This is a genomic window from Dokdonella immobilis, assembly GCF_900115085.1.
Classification (GTDB): domain Bacteria; phylum Pseudomonadota; class Gammaproteobacteria; order Xanthomonadales; family Rhodanobacteraceae; genus Dokdonella; species Dokdonella immobilis.
On the sequence record NZ_FOVF01000019.1, the window covers coordinates 1 to 18,537 of the forward strand.

Annotated in this window: 14 protein-coding genes and 1 riboswitch; of the genes, 7 read left to right on the forward strand and 7 right to left on the reverse strand. The window is 64.3% G+C overall.

The genetic code is table 11. The features are described from left to right. Positions 1 to 810 precede the first annotated feature (810 nt). The 5 genes from BM125_RS12815 to BM125_RS12835 all read right to left on the reverse strand — a co-directional run bounded on the left by BM125_RS12815 (position 811) and on the right by BM125_RS12835 (position 5,150). Positions 811 to 1,299, reverse strand: coding sequence for a phosphatidylglycerophosphatase A family protein (locus BM125_RS12815; protein ID WP_092408582.1), 489 nt, complete (start codon positions 1,297 to 1,299; stop codon positions 811 to 813). Then, the gene (thiL, locus tag BM125_RS12820) at positions 1,296 to 2,279 is read right to left on the reverse strand and encodes a thiamine-phosphate kinase (RefSeq protein WP_092408584.1); all 984 of its coding nucleotides are present in this window, start codon (positions 2,277 to 2,279) and stop codon (positions 1,296 to 1,298) included. Before thiL ends, BM125_RS12815 begins: the two co-directional genes overlap by 4 nt. A gap of 25 nt (positions 2,280 to 2,304) precedes the next feature. After that, positions 2,305 to 2,766 (reverse strand): transcription antitermination factor NusB, encoded by a 462-nt coding sequence (gene nusB / locus BM125_RS12825; protein WP_092408586.1) that lies wholly within the window; start codon positions 2,764 to 2,766, stop codon positions 2,305 to 2,307. Then, a complete protein-coding gene (ribH, locus tag BM125_RS12830) occupies positions 2,763 to 3,227 on the reverse strand; it encodes a 6,7-dimethyl-8-ribityllumazine synthase (protein ID WP_092408588.1) in 465 nt (154 codons plus the stop codon). The genes nusB and ribH overlap by 4 nt, the downstream gene beginning before the upstream one ends. 213 nt (positions 3,228 to 3,440) lie before the next feature. After that, the gene (locus BM125_RS12835) at positions 3,441 to 5,150 is read right to left on the reverse strand and encodes a hypothetical protein (RefSeq protein WP_092408590.1); all 1,710 of its coding nucleotides are present in this window, start codon (positions 5,148 to 5,150) and stop codon (positions 3,441 to 3,443) included. A 272-nt stretch (positions 5,151 to 5,422) separates the two neighbouring features. Here BM125_RS12835 and metK point away from each other — a divergent pair, with 272 nt between their 5' ends. The 5 genes from metK (at position 5,423) to ahcY (ending at position 14,249) form a co-directional block, all read left to right on the forward strand. Continuing rightward, entirely contained in the window at positions 5,423 to 6,622 is a 1,200-nt protein-coding gene (gene metK / locus BM125_RS12840) for a methionine adenosyltransferase (protein ID WP_092408592.1), read from the forward strand. A 126-nt stretch (positions 6,623 to 6,748) separates the two neighbouring features. Beyond that, on the forward strand, positions 6,749 to 7,768 hold the full coding sequence (locus tag BM125_RS12845; RefSeq protein ID WP_092408594.1) for a hypothetical protein: 1,020 nt from the start codon (positions 6,749 to 6,751) through the stop codon (positions 7,766 to 7,768). A gap of 228 nt (positions 7,769 to 7,996) precedes the next feature. After that, entirely contained in the window at positions 7,997 to 10,771 is a 2,775-nt protein-coding gene (locus BM125_RS12850) for a hypothetical protein (protein ID WP_175498071.1), read from the forward strand. A gap of 393 nt (positions 10,772 to 11,164) precedes the next feature. Further along, positions 11,165 to 11,953 carry a M90 family metallopeptidase gene (locus BM125_RS12855; RefSeq protein ID WP_092408598.1) on the forward strand — a complete coding sequence of 263 codons (789 nt, stop codon included), beginning with the start codon at positions 11,165 to 11,167 and terminating at the stop codon, positions 11,951 to 11,953. A gap of 760 nt (positions 11,954 to 12,713) precedes the next feature. Then, a riboswitch (S-adenosyl-L-homocysteine riboswitch) is annotated at positions 12,714 to 12,800 on the forward strand. Between the two features lie 18 nt (positions 12,801 to 12,818). Further along, a complete protein-coding gene (gene ahcY / locus BM125_RS12860) occupies positions 12,819 to 14,249 on the forward strand; it encodes an adenosylhomocysteinase (protein ID WP_092408600.1) in 1,431 nt (476 codons plus the stop codon). Between the two features lie 9 nt (positions 14,250 to 14,258). Here ahcY and BM125_RS12865 read toward each other — a convergent pair whose 3' ends face one another. Beyond that, positions 14,259 to 15,416, reverse strand: a complete 1,158-nt coding sequence (locus BM125_RS12865; RefSeq protein WP_092408602.1) for a GGDEF domain-containing protein — start codon at positions 15,414 to 15,416, stop codon at positions 14,259 to 14,261. Between the two features lie 109 nt (positions 15,417 to 15,525). Between BM125_RS12865 and metF the strand changes: the two genes are divergently transcribed. Then, entirely contained in the window at positions 15,526 to 16,377 is an 852-nt protein-coding gene (gene metF, locus BM125_RS12870; protein WP_092408604.1) for a methylenetetrahydrofolate reductase [NAD(P)H], read from the forward strand. 18 nt (positions 16,378 to 16,395) lie between these two features. Beyond that, positions 16,396 to 16,698, forward strand: a complete 303-nt coding sequence (locus BM125_RS20250) for a hypothetical protein (protein WP_175498072.1) — start codon at positions 16,396 to 16,398, stop codon at positions 16,696 to 16,698. A gap of 104 nt (positions 16,699 to 16,802) precedes the next feature. On the opposite strand, the gene asnB is transcribed toward BM125_RS20250, so the two are convergent. After that, a complete protein-coding gene (gene asnB, locus BM125_RS12875) occupies positions 16,803 to 18,476 on the reverse strand; it encodes an asparagine synthase B (protein ID WP_092408606.1) in 1,674 nt (557 codons plus the stop codon). Positions 18,477 to 18,537 lie beyond the last annotated feature (61 nt).

Sequence of the window (18,537 nt, forward strand, 5' to 3'; positions counted from 1 at the left end):
AGTCGCAGGGCAGGATGCCCGGAGACCACCGCTTTGGGGTGGCCTTCTCTTTGGTTACTTTCTCTTGGCCACGCAAGAGAAAGTGACTCGCTCGCCGAAGGCGAGTGAAAGCCCTTACCCCCACGAATGCACCGCGCAGCGATGCACGGACAAGCGGAAAGGCCAAGGCACTGGGTCCCTCCCTGCGCAGGGACGACGATGTAGAAGTTCGAAGTGTGCAGGAAAGCATCGCGCCTGAAGGCGCTCCTACAGTGCAAGCGAAGTGACTCGCTCGCCGCGGGCGAGTGAAAGCTCTGCTTTGGATTCAGGCATGCGCCGCGAAGCGATGTCGATCAGAGCGACAAGCACAATCACTGGATCCCTGCCTGCATAGGGACAACGGCGTGGATGTTCGAATCGTGCGGAAAGGCATCGCGCCTGAAGGCGCTCCTACAGTGGAATTGCAGTGACTCGCTCTACGAAGGCGAGTGAAAGCTCTGCTTCTGCCCTAGGAATACGCCGCGAATCGATGCGCGAACATGCGCAGAAGCCGAGTCACAAGGTCCCGACCTGCGTACGCACGACGACGCAGAAGTTCGAGTCGTGCAGAGAGAGAGAGCATCGCTCCTGAAGGCGCTCCCACAGTGGAATCGGAGTGACTCGCTCGCCGCGGGCGAATGGAAGAATGTGCCAGGCAGAATGCGCCATTCAGTGCGGTCTGAAGAACGAAGGGACGACGAGCCGGCTCCCGGCCCGGAAAAAGCCCAGCCGATCCGGCGCCGAATCGCCGCGCCGCCGACCTCGAACCTGCGCAGGTATCCTCTGAACCGATCAGATCCGAGTGACCAGAGCCAGCGCCATGGCCGCATAGATTCCGGCCAGTGCGTCGTCGAGCATGACCCCGAAGCCCCCCTTCACGTGACGATCTGCCCACGAACACGGCCACGGCTTCCAGACATCGAACAGGCGGAACAGGAAAAAACCGACCAGCAACCAGACCCAATGCACCGGCCAGATCAGCAAGGGCAGCAGCGTGATCCACTGACCGACGAACTCGTCGCAGACGATGACGCCGGGATCGCTGATGCGCAATCGTCCGATGACCACATTCGACGCCCACACGCCGATCGCGAACGCGACAGCAATGATCGCGACCACGGCGACAATCGGCAATTCGCGCAATCCCAGCCACGGAATCAGCGCAGCGGCTGATCCGGCCGTTCCGGGCGCGTAGCGGCTGAGGCCCGAACCGAACCCACTCGCGATCCAGCCGGCCGGGTGACCGAGCACCGCACGGCGTTGCTCGCGGTCGAGTTTCACGTGAAGTGCTCCCAGCCGCGGCGCGGCAAGTCCATCGGGTTTCCATCGCGATCGAGGACGAGAACGCCGCTGCCTCGAACCACGCGCCCGATGCGCGTCGTCGGCAACCCGCTGGCGCGCAGCGCAGCGAGCGCCGCCTCGACATCGGCTTCGGCGATAGTGAAGGCGAGCTCATAGTCGTCGCCACCGGCCAGTTGCAGCGTCGACTGTCGATCGGCCACGACCGCGGCGCGGAATGCTTCGGATGCCGGCACCCTGGCCAATTCGATTTCGATACCGACCCCGCTCGCCGCGGCGATGTGGCCGAGATCGGCGACCAGACCGTCCGAGACGTCAATACAGGCGCTGGCCCTACCGCGCAGCATTTCGCCGACAGCGATTCGCGGCTGCGGTCTATCGAGACGGGCGCGCAGTGCTATACGGGCCGACTCTGGTGCCGATGGAACAATGGCTGTGTCCCGTTCCTGCTCACCCACGCAGCCAAGTCCGGCCGCGGCATCGCCCATTGTTCCGGTGACAAGAACCGCATCGCCCACGCGAGCGCCATCGCGACGCAGGGCCATGCCGATCGGCACGAATCCGAATGCGGTCACGCTGGCCGTCAGTGGCCCGCGCGTGGTGTCGCCGCCGATCAGCGCAAGTGCGTGTTGCTCAGCCAATTCGGCAAAGCCGCTGGCGAAGTGCTCGACAAATGCGCGATTGGCATCCGGCAGGGTCAGGGCCAGGGTCGCCCAGGCCGGCGTCGCGCCCATCGCAGCCAGATCGCTGAGGTTGACCGCCAGCGCCTTCCAGCCGATGTCGGCTGCCTGGGTGTGTAGCGGAAAATGCACGCCGGCGACCAGGGTGTCGGTGCAGACGACGAGCTCGCAGCCGGCCGGAACGGCGACCACGGCAGCGTCATCGCCGATGCCGAGCGTGACGTCGGCGCGCACTCGCGCGCAACGCGAGCGGAATAGTTCGATCAGGTCGAATTCGGCCATGGCGGCTGAGGCCGACCGCGCCGGATCAGCGGCCCTTGCCGCGGTACTCGACGGCGCGCCACTCGGCGGCCAGCTTGTCGAGCACGCCGTTGACGTAGGTGTGGCCCTGGTCAGCGCCGAAGCGCTTGGTCACTTCGAGCGCCTCGTTGATGATCACGCGATACGGTACGTCGGGGCGATGGCGCAGTTCGTAGGCGCCGATGCGCATGACCGCGCGCTCGATCGGATCGACTTCGCTGATTTCGCGATCGATGTGGGTGCGGATGCCGGCATCGAGTTCGGCCAGGTGCTTCTCGACGCCGCGCAGCAGATCCTCGAAATACTCGAGGTCGGCGATCTCCATGTCCTGCTCGTGGCGGAACTGCTCGATCACCTGGATCATGCGGTTGCCGCCGACCTGCCAGGCATAGATCGCTTGCAGGGCCCGTCGGCGCGAACGCGAACGTGCGGCCAGGTCGACACCTTCGGGACGGTTACTCGCATTCACAGCTGTTTCTCCAGATCGATCATTTCAAGCGCGGCCAGAGCGATTTCCTCGCCCTTGTTGCCGTGGGCGCCGCCGGCACGCGCCTCGGCATCGGCGTGCACCTCGACCGCCAGTACACCGTTCAGTACCGGCAGACCGGATTCGAGGGCGACGCGCATCAGGCCCTCGGCGCAACCATCGGCGACGTGCTCATAGTGACGGGTATCCCCGCGCACGACGCAACCCACGGCCAGGATGGCGGCATGCTTGCTGGCCCTGGCCACGCGCGCCGCCGCCATCGGGATTTCCCACGCGCCCGGCACACGGATCAGGTCGATCGCTTCGGCGGCTACGCCGTGGTCCGCCAACGCGCGCATGGCGCCATCGATCAGCGCATCGACGATGCGTGGATTCCAGCGGCTGGCGATGATGGCGAGGCGGGAGTCGGGATGGGCCCGGACGGTGCCACTGAAGACGGTCATGGAATCGGATTCGAAAGGGGCGGGCCGGCACGCGGCAGCCAGCGCAAGGCGCGCAGTCTAACGGACTGCGGCCCGGGGCCAAAGCCGAAGGCAGGCCCGACTCGCGGCGGTTCGCCGCAAGGGCCACGCATCCAGCGCATCACCTCCGTTAGGACGCGCGGGCCCGGCAAGGCCACCTGCCCGGTTCGGCAGGTGGCCTGCGCGGGCCGACCGTCAGTTTTCGAAGCCGTGGGCGAAGATCAGGTCGGTCGATGGCACCGTGACGTTGTACGTACAGCTGGTGTTGTAAGCCGATCCGAGCGCAGCAATCTGACTCGGCGAATAGCCCATCGTGGCCGCCGCGGTGATGATCGCCTGCGCAGCGTCCTTCTGGTTCGAGCTGGCGCTGGTCATGGCCAGGCCGCGCAGCATCGCCTTGTCCATCGCGTCGCGACCGATCGCAACCCAGGCGACCAGGTTGCACGATGCCCAATACTGGCCCTGGGCATGGATACCCGAACCGAGATTGCCGGGATAGGTATGCGTGAGGTTCCAGTTGGTGACCCGGCCGGGCCAGGTGTCGGTGCCGTGGCCGTCCCAGTGGAACATCCAGAACCACTGCGGGTCGGATGGCGTCCAGTGGCCGGTCGAGCGGTTGTAGGAGCTGGCGAAGTAGTCGCCGACGCCCTCCGAGAGGCCCTGGGTCTGCGACAGGCCGCCGTTGGTGACCCAGTCGTGCAGGCCGTGGCCGAGCTCGTGCAGGACCACGTCGGCGTCCTCGGCATCGTCGACGCCGCCCTCGCCGAAGGTCAAACGATCGCTCGAAGGCGTGAACGAGGAATTGTCGTCGCCGTTGAAGCCATGCGGATCGAAGCGCACGCCGCCGGCCACCGTATTCGGCACGACCGTCACACCAAGGGTCAGGTTGAGGTAACGCATCTGCTTGTCGATCAGATGGTAGACATGCGGGCCCTCGAACTTCTGGTCGTTGCGGGTCGTGCTGAAATCCGATGTCGCCGGGGTCGGGCAATCGTTGACCCCGCCGGACGGTGCATCCCAGTCGTCGCAACGCGCCCACGGTCCTTCGAGCCGGAACACACCGGCTGCCGATGTGATGTCGTTGAGCGTCACGCTCTGCAGCTGGGCGGTCAACTGGGCCGAATCGGCATCGTTCGAATCGGTGTATCCGGTCTGTCCGTAGGTCGCGCCCGAGGTCGTCATCGGATCGGGGTCGAAGACCGTGGCCGTGCCGTTTACGTAGAGGCTGGTGTCGTGCGAATCGATGATCTCGCCGGTCGCGGCGTCGGCGACCACTTCCCAGGCGCCGCTGCGCGAAACGTCGCGCAGCACATACACCCAGACCAGCCGGGTCGGTGCCGAATCGGCGTAGACCATCAGGCGCGGCGAAGTTTCGTCCTGCGCCGAAGTCATGCCGAGGGTACGCTCGACGTCCTGACGCACTGCATCCACCGAACGCGCCGGGGTCGTCGCGATCGCATCGATCCGCGGGCGCGCTTCGCTGCTGACGAACAGGATCTCGCCATCCTTGCGCACCGTGACCGCGATGTCGCTGCCGTACACCGGCACGTCGTTCAGGGTCTGCGTGAAGCGTACGACCGAAAATGCGCCATCGTCTCGCTGGAACGCGGTCTGCAGCCGGGCCGGGCTCGAATCGATGCCGAGCCGGGCGGCGCGGGCAACGAGGAATTCGCGCGCCATCGCCTCGACACTGCCCGCCTGGCGGGCACGGAAGGCGGGCTGGTAGAGGACGACCGCGCGGCCATCGGCAGCGAATCGCCCTTCAGGCGTATCAAGGCTGGTCACGGCGTTGAAGGCGAGGCGGCCGGAATCCCCGGCCAGTGGTGCCTGCATGGCATAGGCCGGCATCAGCGCGAACGAAATGGCCAGGGCGAGCGGGAAACGCGAAATACTGGAACGGGTCATGGGGGCCTCGTGGACGGTGCATGAATGCCGAGTCTAGCCGCATGGGCCGGCCCTGAACTCCGCCCCGAGTCGCGGATTCGCGCACACTCGCGCCGGATCGACCCGTTCTGACTTCCCCGCACCCCCATCACGGAGACGCATCCGATTGTCATGTCCGAACGGCAGGATTGGCCCTGTCTCCCGCTCATTGCTACCCTGCAAAACCCGGAGCAGGCGTGTATGATGCGCGCCTTTATTTATCCATCCATCCGCATTGAAGGATATATGACGCAATGAGCAGCACCCTGTTCACCTCCGAATCGGTTTCCGAAGGCCACCCGGACAAGGTCGCCGACCAGATTTCCGATGCCGTGCTCGACGCCATCCTGCTGCAGGACAAGCGCGCCCGTGTCGCCTGCGAGACCATGGTCAAGACCGGCGTGGCGATCGTCGCCGGCGAGGTGACCACGAGCGCCTGGATCGACCTCGAGACGCTGACCCGCAAGGTCATCCTCGACATCGGCTACAACAGCTCGCATGTCGGTTTCGATGGCGAGACCTGCGGCGTGCTCAACCTGATCGGCAAGCAGTCGCCCGACATCAACCAGGGCGTCGACCGCAAGAAGCCCGAAGAACAGGGTGCCGGTGACCAGGGCCTGATGTTCGGCTATGCGACCAACGAAACGAAGGAGTTCATGCCGGCCGCGATCTACTACTCGCACCGCCTGGTCGAACAGCAGGCCAAGGTGCGCAAGAAGAAGAACTCGCCGCTGCCGTGGCTGCGTCCGGATGCGAAGTCGCAGGTGACCCTGCGCTACGAGGATGGCGTCGCCGTGGCCATCGATGCGGTAGTGCTGTCGACCCAGCACGATCCGTCGGTCAAGCAGAAGGACCTGATCGAGGCGGTGCGCGAGCATATCCTCAAGCCCGTGCTGCCGGCCAAGTGGCTGCACAAGGGCACCAAGTTCCACATCAACCCGACCGGCAAGTTCGTCATCGGCGGCCCGGTCGGCGATTGCGGCCTGACTGGACGCAAGATCATCGTCGATACCTACGGTGGCTGGGCCCGCCATGGCGGGGGCGCATTCTCGGGCAAGGATCCGTCCAAGGTCGATCGTTCGGCCGCCTATGCGGCGCGCTACGTGGCCAAGAACGTTGTCGCGGCCGGCATCGCCGACCGGTGCGAGGTGCAAGTCAGTTACGCAATCGGCGTGGCCGAGCCGACCTCGATCTCGGTAACCACCTTCGGCACCGGCAAGATCGCCGACGAGAAGATCGAGAAGCTGATCCGCAAGCATTTCGACCTGCGCCCCTACGGCATCATCAAGATGCTCGACCTGGTCCATCCGATGTACCAGCGCACCGCCAGTTACGGGCACTTCGGCCGCGCGCCGGAGCTGGTCAAGCTGGCCGATGGCTCGTCGTTCACGGCGTTCTCGTGGGAGAAGACCGACAAGGCCGAGGCGCTGCGCTCGGACGCGAAGCTGAAGTAGCCTCCTCCCAGGTACCCGCCGGCCTCCGCCGGCGGGTTTCCCGGATTCCATGCATGCAGTAGGCTTGAAGGCCTAACGGCATGCTTGCGCTCCCTTTCAGCATGCCATCCACTTCTGGAAGACCGCATGCTGAATTTCGGACGCCTGAGGGCCATCGGGCCCCTGTACTGTTTTCTTGCCGCCTTGTATTTGCTGGCCTTCGCCAGCATGGCCCATGCCGGCCCCGCGCAACCCCCACTGGAACAGCTGTTTTCCCCGGAATCGCGCCTGATCCTCGGCGAGCTGACCGAGATCAACCCGGCCGGCCGCCTCGTCTTCAAGCGCATCAAGGTCTATGGCAAGGCCGTCGACGTGCCCGAGCTGGTCGATGTGCGCGCCGGCGAAGACGCCATGTCTTCGGCAAGGATCGGTGAGACCTATGTGGTCGGCTACACCTTGTTCCACCACGACCGCCAGCACCCCGGCGGCATGGCACCCAATCGGCGCGGCGGCGTGCTGACCACCAGCGTCGGTCTCGAGCCCGCGCTGTTCAGGAATACCGAGACGATCCAGAAGATCCTTGCGCTGGCGCAAAGCGAACGCGGACGGGAATCCCGACGCTTGCGCCGACTCCTGATGAATGCGCTGGTGGGCGATGACCGCCCTCTCCAGTTGCTCGCTGCCGGACAGGTTGCATACGACATTGAACTCGGCAAGCGCTTGAATGCAAAGGATCGCGCGGCCATTGCCCGTATCGGCGGGGACCCCGAAACCAGTCTGCCGGTGCGTTTGCTGCTGATCAGTGCAGCAGCCGAGAGGCCGCGGATACTTGGCGACTGGTGGGCCGATGCGATCCGGGCAGTACTGGCATCTACGCCGATAGGCGGATATGCTTCTGGTGCTAAAGACCCGACGGGCCTTGTGCTTTTGGCGTTCGCTGAGCTCGAGGCCAAGCTTGTTCCGGTTCCGCTGGAATCCGTGACCCGCTGGCTGCGCAGCCCCAACCGGCTGTTCGTCGAAAGGGCCTGCGCTGTTCTGGGGACCGTGTACCCGGCGGACAAACAAGGGGCGCTTGAGGAGGCGCTGGGGGATTCCTCCCTGACTCAGGAAAACAAATCCTATCTCGACGATCAGTTGAACCTGCTCACCCGCCCCCCCGGGGGCTAGCAGGTCCGACAGCACGGACCCGAATGATCGAAATTTTGACCGAGCGGCACACTGCGGCCACTCGTTGAAGCGCAAGTACGAACCGTATCTTGATGAGGAGCCTTCAACATGCTTTTGCGATACCGAATGATCACACTGGGCGCCGGCGCTTTGCTTGCGTTCGCAGCCCACGCGGCCAGTCCGGCCCCGACCGTACTTCACGCCGTTCGCTTCGATGTATCCGAACCGATGCGTGACATCATCCGCAACCTGCCACGGAATTACGGGACGGAAAACGAAGGGACCGTCATCCCCAACATCTTCATCAAGCCGCAGAGTCCGGCCAATGCCTGGACCGTTCCCGACTACTCGGGCGTGCAGCGGGCGCCGACCGGCACGCCGGCTCCGACCCTTGGACTCGCCTTCAATGCGATCGGCAATCCGACCGCGTGTGGCGGCTGCATTCCACCCGACACCAACGGCGATGTCAGTGACCAGCACTACATCCAGTGGGTCAACAGCAAGTGGGCCGTCTACGACAAGTCGACCGGCGCCGTGATCCAAGCACCGACCGCCGGCAACTCGTTCTTTGCAGGCTTTGGCGGCAAGTGCCAGACCACCAATTCGGGTGACCCGATCGCCCTGTGGGACGCGCAGGCCAAGCGCTGGGTCATGAGCCAGTTCGTGACAAGCGCACCGTTTGCGCAGTGCGTCGCCGTCTCGACGACCTCGGATCCGCTCGGCACCTACTACCGCTACGAGTTCAATTGGCCGAACTTCGGCGACTACCCGCACATGGGCATCTGGACTGAGGAAAATCATCGCCAGAATGCTTACCTGCTGACCACGCACGAATTCCAGACCAGCCCGCAGGCCTTCCTAGGGGCGGCGATGATCGCCATGGAACGCGACAAGATGCTGGTCGGCGACCCCACCGCCGCCATGGTGCGTTTCCCCGGCTTTGACGCCTACGGCGTCCAGGCTATCCACCTGAGCGGACTCAAGGAAGCACCGGGCGGCACCTGCCCGACCTTCGTCCATTTCGACTTCTCCGCCAGCAACTACCGGTTCTGGGATATGTGCCTGGATTGGACCACACCGGCCAATTCGACCATTTCCGCACCGAACACGGTGGCGAGCTCGTCATTCTTCCCGTTCTTCGACAGCATTCCACAGCTCAATGCAGCGAGCGCGGATCTGGACTCGTTCGGCTCCAACACGATGTACCGCGCCACGGCACGTGCCTTCTCCAAGGACGCGCCGACACGCATCTCGCTGGTCATCAACCACGTCGTCCAGGGCAGCGCGCTGAACGCCGGCGTCAAGTGGCTGCACTTCAACCTGCAACCGGCCGTGGAGCCGGTCGGCGTTACCGACCGTATCTTCGGTGATGGCTATGAGGGCACGCCGTTGCCGACCGTCGTGCCGCAGACGGTCATGACCAAGACCCTGCTCGACGAAGGCACCTACGCGATCGCCGACGGCCAGAACCGCTGGATGGGCGGCATCGCCATCGATGCGAACCAGAACATCGGCCTGGGCTTCTCCAAGTCGAGTGCGACGATCAACCCGCAGATTATGTATACGGCGCGCAAGGCCACCGACGCACCGGGCACGATGCGCGACGAACAGACCTGCACGGCCGGCATCGCGAATGGCTCGCAGACCGACGCCGCCGGACGCTGGGGCGACTATTCGTCGATGAGCGTCGATCCGGTCGACCAGTGCACGTTCTACTTCACGACCGAGTACTACGCCACCTCGTCGGCCCGCAACTTCAGCACCCGCGTCTGCACGTTCAAGTTCCCGGACTGCGGTACGCCGGACTTCCTGCTGGTCAATGAATCGCCGAAGCGCGTTGAAGTGTGCAGTGCAACGGCAGCGGGCGATCCGACCTGGACCGTTCGCGCCGGCGTGCTGAACGGCTTCACCGGACCGGTTACCCTGACCGAGGTGGGCATTCCGGGCGGCACCAGCGCCAGCTTCTCGGCCAATCCGATCGCCGCGCCGGGATCGAGCGTGGTGACCCTGGTCAACGGTGCATCGATTGCCGCCGGTGAATACACGTTCTCGGTTGATGGCGTCAGCGGCCCGCTGACTCGCTCGGCCTCGATGAGTCTCGGCGTTTCGACGGCTGCCGCCGGTGCCCCGACCCTGACCAGCCCGGCCAACAACGCCACGGGCATCAAGATCCTGCCGACCCTGAGCTGGGCCGCCGTTGCCGGCGCGCTCGACTATACCGTCCAGGTTGCCAGCGACGCGGGCTTCGCCAACATCGTCGCCAGCGCCACGGTATCGACCACGAGCTGGAAGGTGAGCACGGCCCTGAATCAGTCGACCCAGTACTTCTGGCGCGTCACGCCGAACAACTACTGCGGCACCGGCACGACCTCGACGGTCTTTGCCTTCACCACCGGTGTCATCGGCCAGTGCCCGAGTGGAACGACCCTCACGTCGCTCTTCTCCGACAACTTCCAGAGCGGCACCAATGGCTGGACGACGGCGGGTACCGGTGCGTCGAACTGGGGTCAGGTCACGGCTCCGGCCAATACCGGCTTGTCGACCACCGTCTGGGGCATCATCAACAACGAGACCACCAGCGACCGCGGCCTGATCTCGCCGACGATCAACATCCCCGGCAGCGCAGCGGAGGTGTACCTGACCTACGAGACCTACCACAGCTTCGAGACCGACGGTCCGACCGGCTGCTGGGACAACGGCACGATCGACATCAAGGCGGGCGCGGGTGCGTTCACCTATGTCGAGAACAGCCGCCTGTTCACCGATCCGTACGACGGCCTGGTTTCCGCCGGCGAAGCAAATGCCGGCGCACTCGGCTGGTGCCATGCGCCGAGCCCGGTACCGACTTCACCGAGGGTTTCGGTGGTCGACCTCGAGGGCTATGCCGGTCAGTCGGTGCAGTTGCGCTTCCGCGCGGTCACCGACTCCAATACCGCCGCTCCGTCGCCGAACGGCTTCTACATCGACAATCTGAAGGTCGAGACCTGCCAGCCGACGCCGTAACGGCCCAGGCCAGCTGTGAACTTCAAACGGGCCGCTTTGCGGCCCGTTTTTTTTTGCTTTCCGCCACCCGAATCGCCCGCCCGAAGGCTCCAGGATCATGGGCAGGTCCAAGAAATGAGCCGGCCTTTCGCCCGCGGATCGCGGCTCGCGCAGACTGTGGGCTCGTCCGGGCTATCATCCAGTTGGGTCTGCGATGTCCTGCCCATGCAGCGCAATGTCACCCTCAATCGCTTCGGCAAGTCTTCCATCGGTGAGCGCCCGATGACTCGCCCCACATACGACCTCGTCCACCGAGCCGGGCTGGCTTGGTGAAAATCGCCACCCCTGAAGGCCGTACGATCGGCCCACTGAACAAGCAACAATCGCCTGCGCACAACGAGCAACCCGATAGACATGATCTGGATCAGCGATTGGCTCGTGAGGCGGCGCATCAGGAAAATGGGTGTCAGCGATGCCCAGTGGGAATCGGCCATTTCAGACTGGCCCGTGGCGAACCGCTACCAGGGCGCCGAACGGGTCGCGCTGCGCGACGCCAGCCTGCGCTTCCTTGCCACCAAGACCGTCACCGCGGGTGGCGATTTCGAACTGACCGACGCCATGTGCCTGAAGCTCGCGACCATGGCCTGCGTGCCGATCCTCGGGCTCGGGCTGGATTGGTACGACCACTTCCAGACGATCATCGTCTACGAAGGCGACTACATCGTCGACCAGGACTATCTCGACGACGACGGCGTGGTCCATTCGGGACCGAGCGAGCTGAGTGGCGAAGCCTGGCTGCAAGGCCCTGTCGTGCTGTCCTGGCAAGCCATCTGCGAGACAGGTGCACACTCGCAACACGGGCATGCCTACAACGTCGTCATCCACGAACTGGCGCACAAGCTCGACATGCTGCGCGACGGCGCCAACGGTTCCCCGCCGATGCATCCGGACATGCGTCCGGGTGAGTGGCACGACACCTTCACCGCGGCGTGGACGCGATTGCACGAGGATGATGCACACGGGCGCGCGCTGCCGATCGACGATTATGCGCTGACCGACCCGGCCGAGTTCTTCGCCGTTTGCAGCGAGTCTTTTTTCGAGGCGCCCGTGGAAATGGAGAAGTCATTGCCGGCGGTCTACCGCCTGCTCTGCCAGTTCTATCGCCAGCAACCGGCGCTGGCTGCACGTGGCGTTTCGTCCTGAGCCCTGGCGGGCGCCACCCGAACAGCCCAGCAATGCGCTGAGGATCCGGCGACCTCCACCTCACCTGGTTCCCCTCTTGTTGTCACGTGAAGCAGCGCCCTGCCATGCCCGATCCGGACAGGTCATGCCATCGTCGGAATCGACAGAACCCATGCCAGGCCCTTGTATGAGACAAGGAGTCACCGAAATTTCAGGCACCCGTTCGAAGAAACTCTCTACACCGAAGGAAACAGCGAAAAAAATCCCGTTCGTCCTGAGCGTAGCGCAGGGAAGTGAAAGGTCCCGCCGTCAGACTGACGTACTTTCATTCGAGGTATTTCCCGCGGCCAGGCCGACGCTTGAATGACGTCGATCTCGACTGGGGAATTGGCATGGCACTGCGCCAACTGACAAGCGAGGCGACTTTACTGAGCGGCCCCGAAAACACTCGCGATCCACATCCTCCTCGAAGAACTTCTCATGGCAAGCCCTACGCGCCGCCACGTGATACAGCCCCCGCCAAATTCGACGCTAATAAGCCGAGCCCTCGGCCGAGTCCAACCTATGCGATGGCACGACAGTAACCCCCACCCCGAGGACCGTGCTGACCCCCGAGAGCCGCGAAACGCGGTGATCAACTCGCTCCATGGCTATGTCCACCCTGATACGATTCCGGGCTGACAGATATCGTGTGGCTTCGTGCTTTCAGCCGGTAACCTGAACGATTTTTCCCGTAACATATCCTTCCATCGCGAATAAGCGATATACTATGGCCCCTCTCGCTGCCGAGGGGCGCTGCAGGTCAGTTCCGCGACGGAACCGGACACAGGCTCGGCACGCGATTCCCGTAGAACGGCGCCCGCCCCAATTGAACGGAGCGAACCGCATGAATGCCGTCGTAAAGAACACCCCGGATACCGATTACAAGATTGCCGATATCTCGCTGGCCGAGTTCGGCCGCAAGGAAATCGACATCGCCGAGCACGAGATGCCTGGCCTGATGTCGATCCGCAAGAAATACGCCCCGAGCGCCCCGCTCAAGGGCGTGCGCGTGACCGGATCGTTGCACATGACGATCCAGACCGCGGTGCTGATCGAGACCCTCAAGGACATCGGCGCCGACGTGCGCTGGGCCTCGTGCAACATCTTCTCGACCCAGGATCACGCCGCCGCCGCGATCGCGGCTTCGGGCACGCCGGTGTTCGCCTGGAAGGGTGAGACGCTCGAAGAATACTGGGACTGCACGCTCGATGCGCTGACCTTCCCGGGCAACAAGGGTCCGGAGCTCGTCGTCGATGACGGCGGCGACGTCACCTTGCTGATCCACAAGGGCTACGAACTCGAAAATGGCTCCAAGTGGGTCGACGAGCCGGCGTCCTCGCACGAAGAGCAGATCATCAAGAACCTGCTCAAGCGCGTCGCCAAGGAACGCCCGGGCTTCTGGCATTCCGTGGTCAAGGACTGGAAGGGTGTCTCCGAGGAGACCACCACCGGCGTGCACCGCCTGTACCAGATGCTCGAGGCCGGCAAGCTGCTGGTCCCGGCCATCAACGTCAATGACTCGGTGACCAAGTCGAAGTTCGACAATCTCTACGGCTGCCGCGAATCGCTGGCCGATGGCCTCAAGCGTGCGATGGACGTGATGCTGGCCGGCAAGCTCGCCGTGGTCTGCGGCTATGGCGACGTGGGCAAGGGTTGCGCCCATAGCCTGCGCGCCTATGGCTCACGCGTCGTTGTCACCGAAATCGATCCGATCAATGCCCTGCAGGCGTCGATGGAAGGTTTCGAGGTCAACACGGTTGAATCGACACTCGGCCGCGGCGACATCTACGTGACCACGACCGGCAACAAGGACGTGCTGACCGTCGAGCACCTCAAGTCCATGAAGGACCAGGCCATCGTCTGCAACATCGGCCACTTCGACAACGAGATCCAGGTCGATGCGCTGCACAAGGTCGAGGGCGTGACCAAGGTCAACATCAAGCCGCAAGTCGACAAGTTCACCTTCAAGGGTGGCAGCTCGATCTTCCTGCTCGCCGAAGGTCGCCTGGTCAATCTCGGCTGCGCGACCGGCCATCCGAGCTTCGTCATGTCGAACTCGTTCTCGAACCAGACCCTCGCGCAGATCGACCTGTGGGCGAACAAGGACCGCTACGAGAACAAGGTCTACATCCTGCCGAAGAAGCTCGACGAGGAAGTCGCCCGCCTGCACCTCGAGAAGATCGGGGTCAAGCTGACCACGTTGACCAAGGACCAGGCCGCCTACCTCGGCGTGCCGGTCGAGGGCCCGTACAAGCCCGAGCATTACCGCTACTGAGTCACCGCTTCAGCCGGCGGGCGCAATGCCCGCCGGCATCGGTGCAGCGCCTGACTGCGCGCGCTCGGTCCTGTTGCGGCCGGACAGCTTGCTCCGATACAGCGCGGCATCGACTTCGAGATACAGGGCATCCGCGTCGGCATGACGGGCGGGATCAAATTCGCCGCAGCCAATACTGACGGTCACCACTGAGCGGTTATCAGCAAAGGCCAGCGCCTCGCTTTCGAGCGCCTTGCGGAAGACTTCGGCACGCCCCAGGGCAACGTCTTCCGGCGCATCGAGGACGACACCGAACTCCTCGCCACCGAGCCGGGCCACGACGTCGCCTGGCTGGTCGAAGAGGTCCTGAAGGCGCCGCGCCATGGCGACCAGGCAGGCATCCCCGGCGGAATGCCCGAAGCTGTCGTTGATGCGCTTGAAATGATCGATATCGAGGATCAGCAGGGAAGCCTTGCCGCCCCTTCGCGCGCGGGCGAGCGCCCGGGACAGCGCCTCGGTGAAGGCGCGCCGGTTGGCGATACCGGTCAGGCTATCGTCCAGGCTCTGCTTTTCGAAAAGGTCGCGTTGCCGGCGCAGGTCTTCCTCGAGTTCGAGGCGGGTCCGGTACTCACGGTAGCTGCGCAGCAGCACCAGCATCATGTAGCTCGCATAGACCAGCCACATGATGGCCACGCCGGGTGCCACGAAGCGCCAGAGCAGGAGCCCGCTCGGCAGCATCACCGAGGCGATGGCGACTGCGCATGGAATCCGGCGCATGCACATGGAATGCGCGAGGGCCATGCCGAAAGCACCCGAGAACAATACGGCGACCAGCGGCGCCGGTTCGGGCAGCTCAAGGAAGGACCACGCGCTGAACGCCCCCCAGGAAAACGTCGTCAGCAGGATCAATGACCAGATCCGCAAGAGCTGGCGCCGGATCTCGGACCCGCCCGCATTCGCAGAAACGCGCAACGCCAGCCTGGCAAGGGCAAGCAGGGTAAAAAGGCCGGTGACGGCAAGCGCCGGGACAACGTAGACCCGGCTCGTGACCAGAAAGCCGAGACCGGTCGCCATCGGGTAGAAGAAGCCGCCGAGCCGCGCACGCTCGAGGGTCTCGCGCAATTCCTGCAGCAGCAGATTGCGTCCGCCTGGAGTCGTCGGGGCAGGAATGAACGAGTCGGTAGCCATGAGGCGCAGTAGGCCATTTTCCGAGCGCGCGCGCGAGTGGGCACAAGCCTTATGTACATCTATCGCGATGAAGCGATAAACTGGGGTTCCCACTGGATCGGCCGCCGGAATGACCGCGATCAGCTTCGAATTCTTTCCGCCCAAGACCGACGAGCAGCGCGAGGCGCTCGAGAAATCGGTCCGCCTGCTGAAAACGGCCGATCCGGAGTATGTTTCGATGACTTTCGGCGCAGGCGGCTCGACCCTCAGCCATACGGTCGAAGCGGTGCGCGGATTGCGTGCGGACCACGGACTTGATGCGGCCCCCCACCTGTCGTGCATGGGTGGCTCCCGGGCCGAAATCCGTGCCCTGCTCGAGGACTACCTGGCCCTCGGCGTCGGTCGCATCGTCGCCCTGCGTGGCGACCTGCCCTCGGGCATGGCCAGCGTCGGCGATTTCCGTTATGCCAGCGATCTGGTTGCGTTCATCCGCAGCGAGACTGGGGATCATTTCCACATCGAGGTGGCCTGTTATCCCGAGGTGCACCCGCAGGCCAACGACGCGCACGCCGACCTGGCCCATTTCAAGCGCAAGATCGAGGCCGGCGCGAACGGCGCGATCACCCAGTATTTCTACAATGCCGACGGTTATTTCCGTTTCGTCGACGCGATTCGCGCGCTCGGCGTCGATGTGCCGGTCGTGCCGGGCATCATGCCGATCGCGAACTTCAGCCAGCTGCGCCGCTTTTCCGACCTGTGTGGCGCCGAAATCCCGCGCTGGCTAGCCAAGCGCCTGAGCGCGTTCGGCGACGACGCCACCGCGATCCGCGACTTCAGCGCCGATGTGGTCGCCGACCTGTGCCGACGACTGATCGAAGGCGGCGCGCCGGGCCTGCATTTCTATACGCTCAATCGCGCGCGACCGACCTTGGCGATTCTCGAACGGCTCGGGCAGGACAACGCTCTGTCGCGTCATTTGTAGGAGGCGGCTTCAGCCGCGATGCTTTTCCGCAACTGGACAAAGAGCATCGCGCCTGAACGCGCTCCTGCGAAGAGCGGCGAGCAGGCGACGCGGGCTTCGATGGCGGATCTCGCGTTGCCGCTTCGTTGTTGGAGCGGCTTCAGCCGCGATGCGCTTCCCGACACCGTGTCCAAGAGCATCGCGCCTGAAGGCGCTCCTACGAAGAGCGGCGAGCAAGCGACGCGAGCTTCGATGGCGGTGCTCGCGTTATCGCTTCGTTGTTGGAAGCGGCTTCAGTCGCGATGCCATTCTGGCCCGCTTGCCGAGAACCATCGGGTCTGAAGGTCTTCCCGCCCATTTTCCATTCTCCATTCCCCATTCCCCATTCCCCATTCCCGATTCCCGATTCCCGATTCCCGATTCCCGATTCCCGATTCCCTCCGCCATCACCCATTCGCTGCAAGGTGCACACCCGCGACGGCACGACCGGACGGATCGGCCGCATTGGCGAACGCAGGATCCCAGGCGATCGCGGCCGCCGACGAGCAGGCGATCGACTTGCCGCCGGGGATGGTCTGGGCGCAGGCGTCACCGGGGAAATGCTGCTCGAACAGGCTGCGATAGAAGTAGGCCTCCTTGGTCGCGGGCGGATTGATCGGGAAGCGTTTGGCCGCGGCAGCGAATTCGCGGTCACTGACCTGGGCTTCGGCATGCGCCTTGAGCCCGTCGATCCAGCCGTAGCCGACGCCGTCGCTGAACTGCTCCTTCTGCCGCCACAGGATTTCCTCGGGCAAGGCACCTTCGAAGGCCTCGCGCAGTATCGCCTTCTCGATGCGGCCGTTGCCGGCCATCTTGAATTTCGCGTCCATGCGCATGGCCACGTCGAGGAATTCCAGGTCGAGGAAGGGCACGCGCGCCTCGACGCCCCAGGCCATCATCGACTTGTTGGCGCGCGCGCAATCGTAGAGATGCAGGGCATCGAGCTTGCGCACCGTCTCGGCATGGAATTCGCGTGCATTCGGCGCCTTGTGGAAATAGAGGTAGCCACCGAAGATCTCGTCCGAGCCCTCGCCCGAAAGGACCATCTTCACGCCCATGGCCTTGATCCTGCGGCCGAGCAGATACATCGGCGTCGAGGCGCGGATCGTCGTCACGTCGTAGGTTTCGACGTGACGGATCACCTCGGGCAAGGCATCAAGACCTTCCTCGAAGGTGTAGCGGAAACCGTGGTGCACGGTACCCAGCGACTTCGCGGCGATTTCCGCAGCGGCGAGATCGGGCGATCCTTCGAGACCGATCGCGAACGAATGCAGCCGCGGCCACCAGGCTTCAGAGGCGTCGTCCTCCTCGACCCGACGACGCGCGAAGCGTGCCGCGCAGGCCGCCACCAGCGACGAGTCGAGTCCTCCCGAAAGCAGCACGCCATACGGCACGTCGGTCATCATCTGCCGGTGCACGGCGGCCTCGAAAGCGGCACGCAGGTCCGGTGCCGGGACGCTGACGCCTTCGGTGACGTCATGCTCGCGCCACGGCTTGATGTAGTAGCGAACGAGCGCCCCGCTCGCGCTGTCGTAGACGTGGCCGGGAGGAAACGCCGACAGGTCCGCACAGATGCCGACCAGGGCCTTCATTTCCGAGGCGACACAGAGCCGGCCTTCGCGATCATGGCCCCAGTACAACGGGCAGACACCGATCGGGTCGCGGGCAATGATGAAACGCCGGTGCGCGCGGTCCCACAGGGCAAAGGCGAAGATGCCGTTCAGGCGCGCGACGCCCTCGGCCCCGCATTCGCGATACAGGGCGTTGATGATTTCGCAGTCCGAGCCGGTCTGGAACGTGTAGGCGGTCGTCAGCGCCTGTTCGAGTTCGCGATGGTTGTAGATCTCGCCGTTGACGGCGAGCACGAGTTCGCCGTCGGCCGAGCGGATCGGCTGGGCGCCACCGGCCGGATCGACGATGGCCAGGCGCTCATGCACGAGGATGGCGCCGTCGTCGGCATGCACGCCGCTCCAGTCCGGGCCGCGATGGCGCTGGCGCTGCGAGAGTTCGAGCGCGAGGCGGCGCAAGGCCGGACCGTTGTCGCCGGCCTGCAGGCCGAAGATGCCGAGTATCGAACACATGGAACGGACTCCTGGATTGTCGAAAGCCTGAAAAAAAGAAGGCCCGCTCAGTGGCGGGCCT

Excerpts from the sequence above, each read along its gene's own strand:
- thiL (WP_092408584.1), bottom strand. The coding sequence starts at position 2,279 with ATGGCCGAATTCGACCTGATCGAACTATTCCGCTCGCGTTGCGCGCGA.
- ribH (WP_092408588.1), bottom strand. The coding sequence starts at position 3,227 with ATGACCGTCTTCAGTGGCACCGTCCGGGCCCATCCCGACTCCCGCCTC.
- BM125_RS12835 (WP_092408590.1), bottom strand. The coding sequence starts at position 5,150 with ATGACCCGTTCCAGTATTTCGCGTTTCCCGCTCGCCCTGGCCATTTCG.
- metK (WP_092408592.1), top strand. The coding sequence starts at position 5,423 with ATGAGCAGCACCCTGTTCACCTCCGAATCGGTTTCCGAAGGCCACCCG.
- BM125_RS12845 (WP_092408594.1), top strand. The coding sequence starts at position 6,749 with ATGCTGAATTTCGGACGCCTGAGGGCCATCGGGCCCCTGTACTGTTTT.
- BM125_RS12850 (WP_175498071.1), top strand. The coding sequence starts at position 7,997 with ATGCGTGACATCATCCGCAACCTGCCACGGAATTACGGGACGGAAAAC.
- BM125_RS12855 (WP_092408598.1), top strand. The coding sequence starts at position 11,165 with ATGATCTGGATCAGCGATTGGCTCGTGAGGCGGCGCATCAGGAAAATG.
- ahcY (WP_092408600.1), top strand. The coding sequence starts at position 12,819 with ATGAATGCCGTCGTAAAGAACACCCCGGATACCGATTACAAGATTGCC.
- BM125_RS12865 (WP_092408602.1), bottom strand. The coding sequence starts at position 15,416 with ATGGCTACCGACTCGTTCATTCCTGCCCCGACGACTCCAGGCGGACGC.
- metF (WP_092408604.1), top strand. The coding sequence starts at position 15,526 with ATGACCGCGATCAGCTTCGAATTCTTTCCGCCCAAGACCGACGAGCAG.
- BM125_RS20250 (WP_175498072.1), top strand. The coding sequence starts at position 16,396 with ATGCTTTTCCGCAACTGGACAAAGAGCATCGCGCCTGAACGCGCTCCT.
- asnB (WP_092408606.1), bottom strand. The coding sequence starts at position 18,476 with ATGTGTTCGATACTCGGCATCTTCGGCCTGCAGGCCGGCGACAACGGT.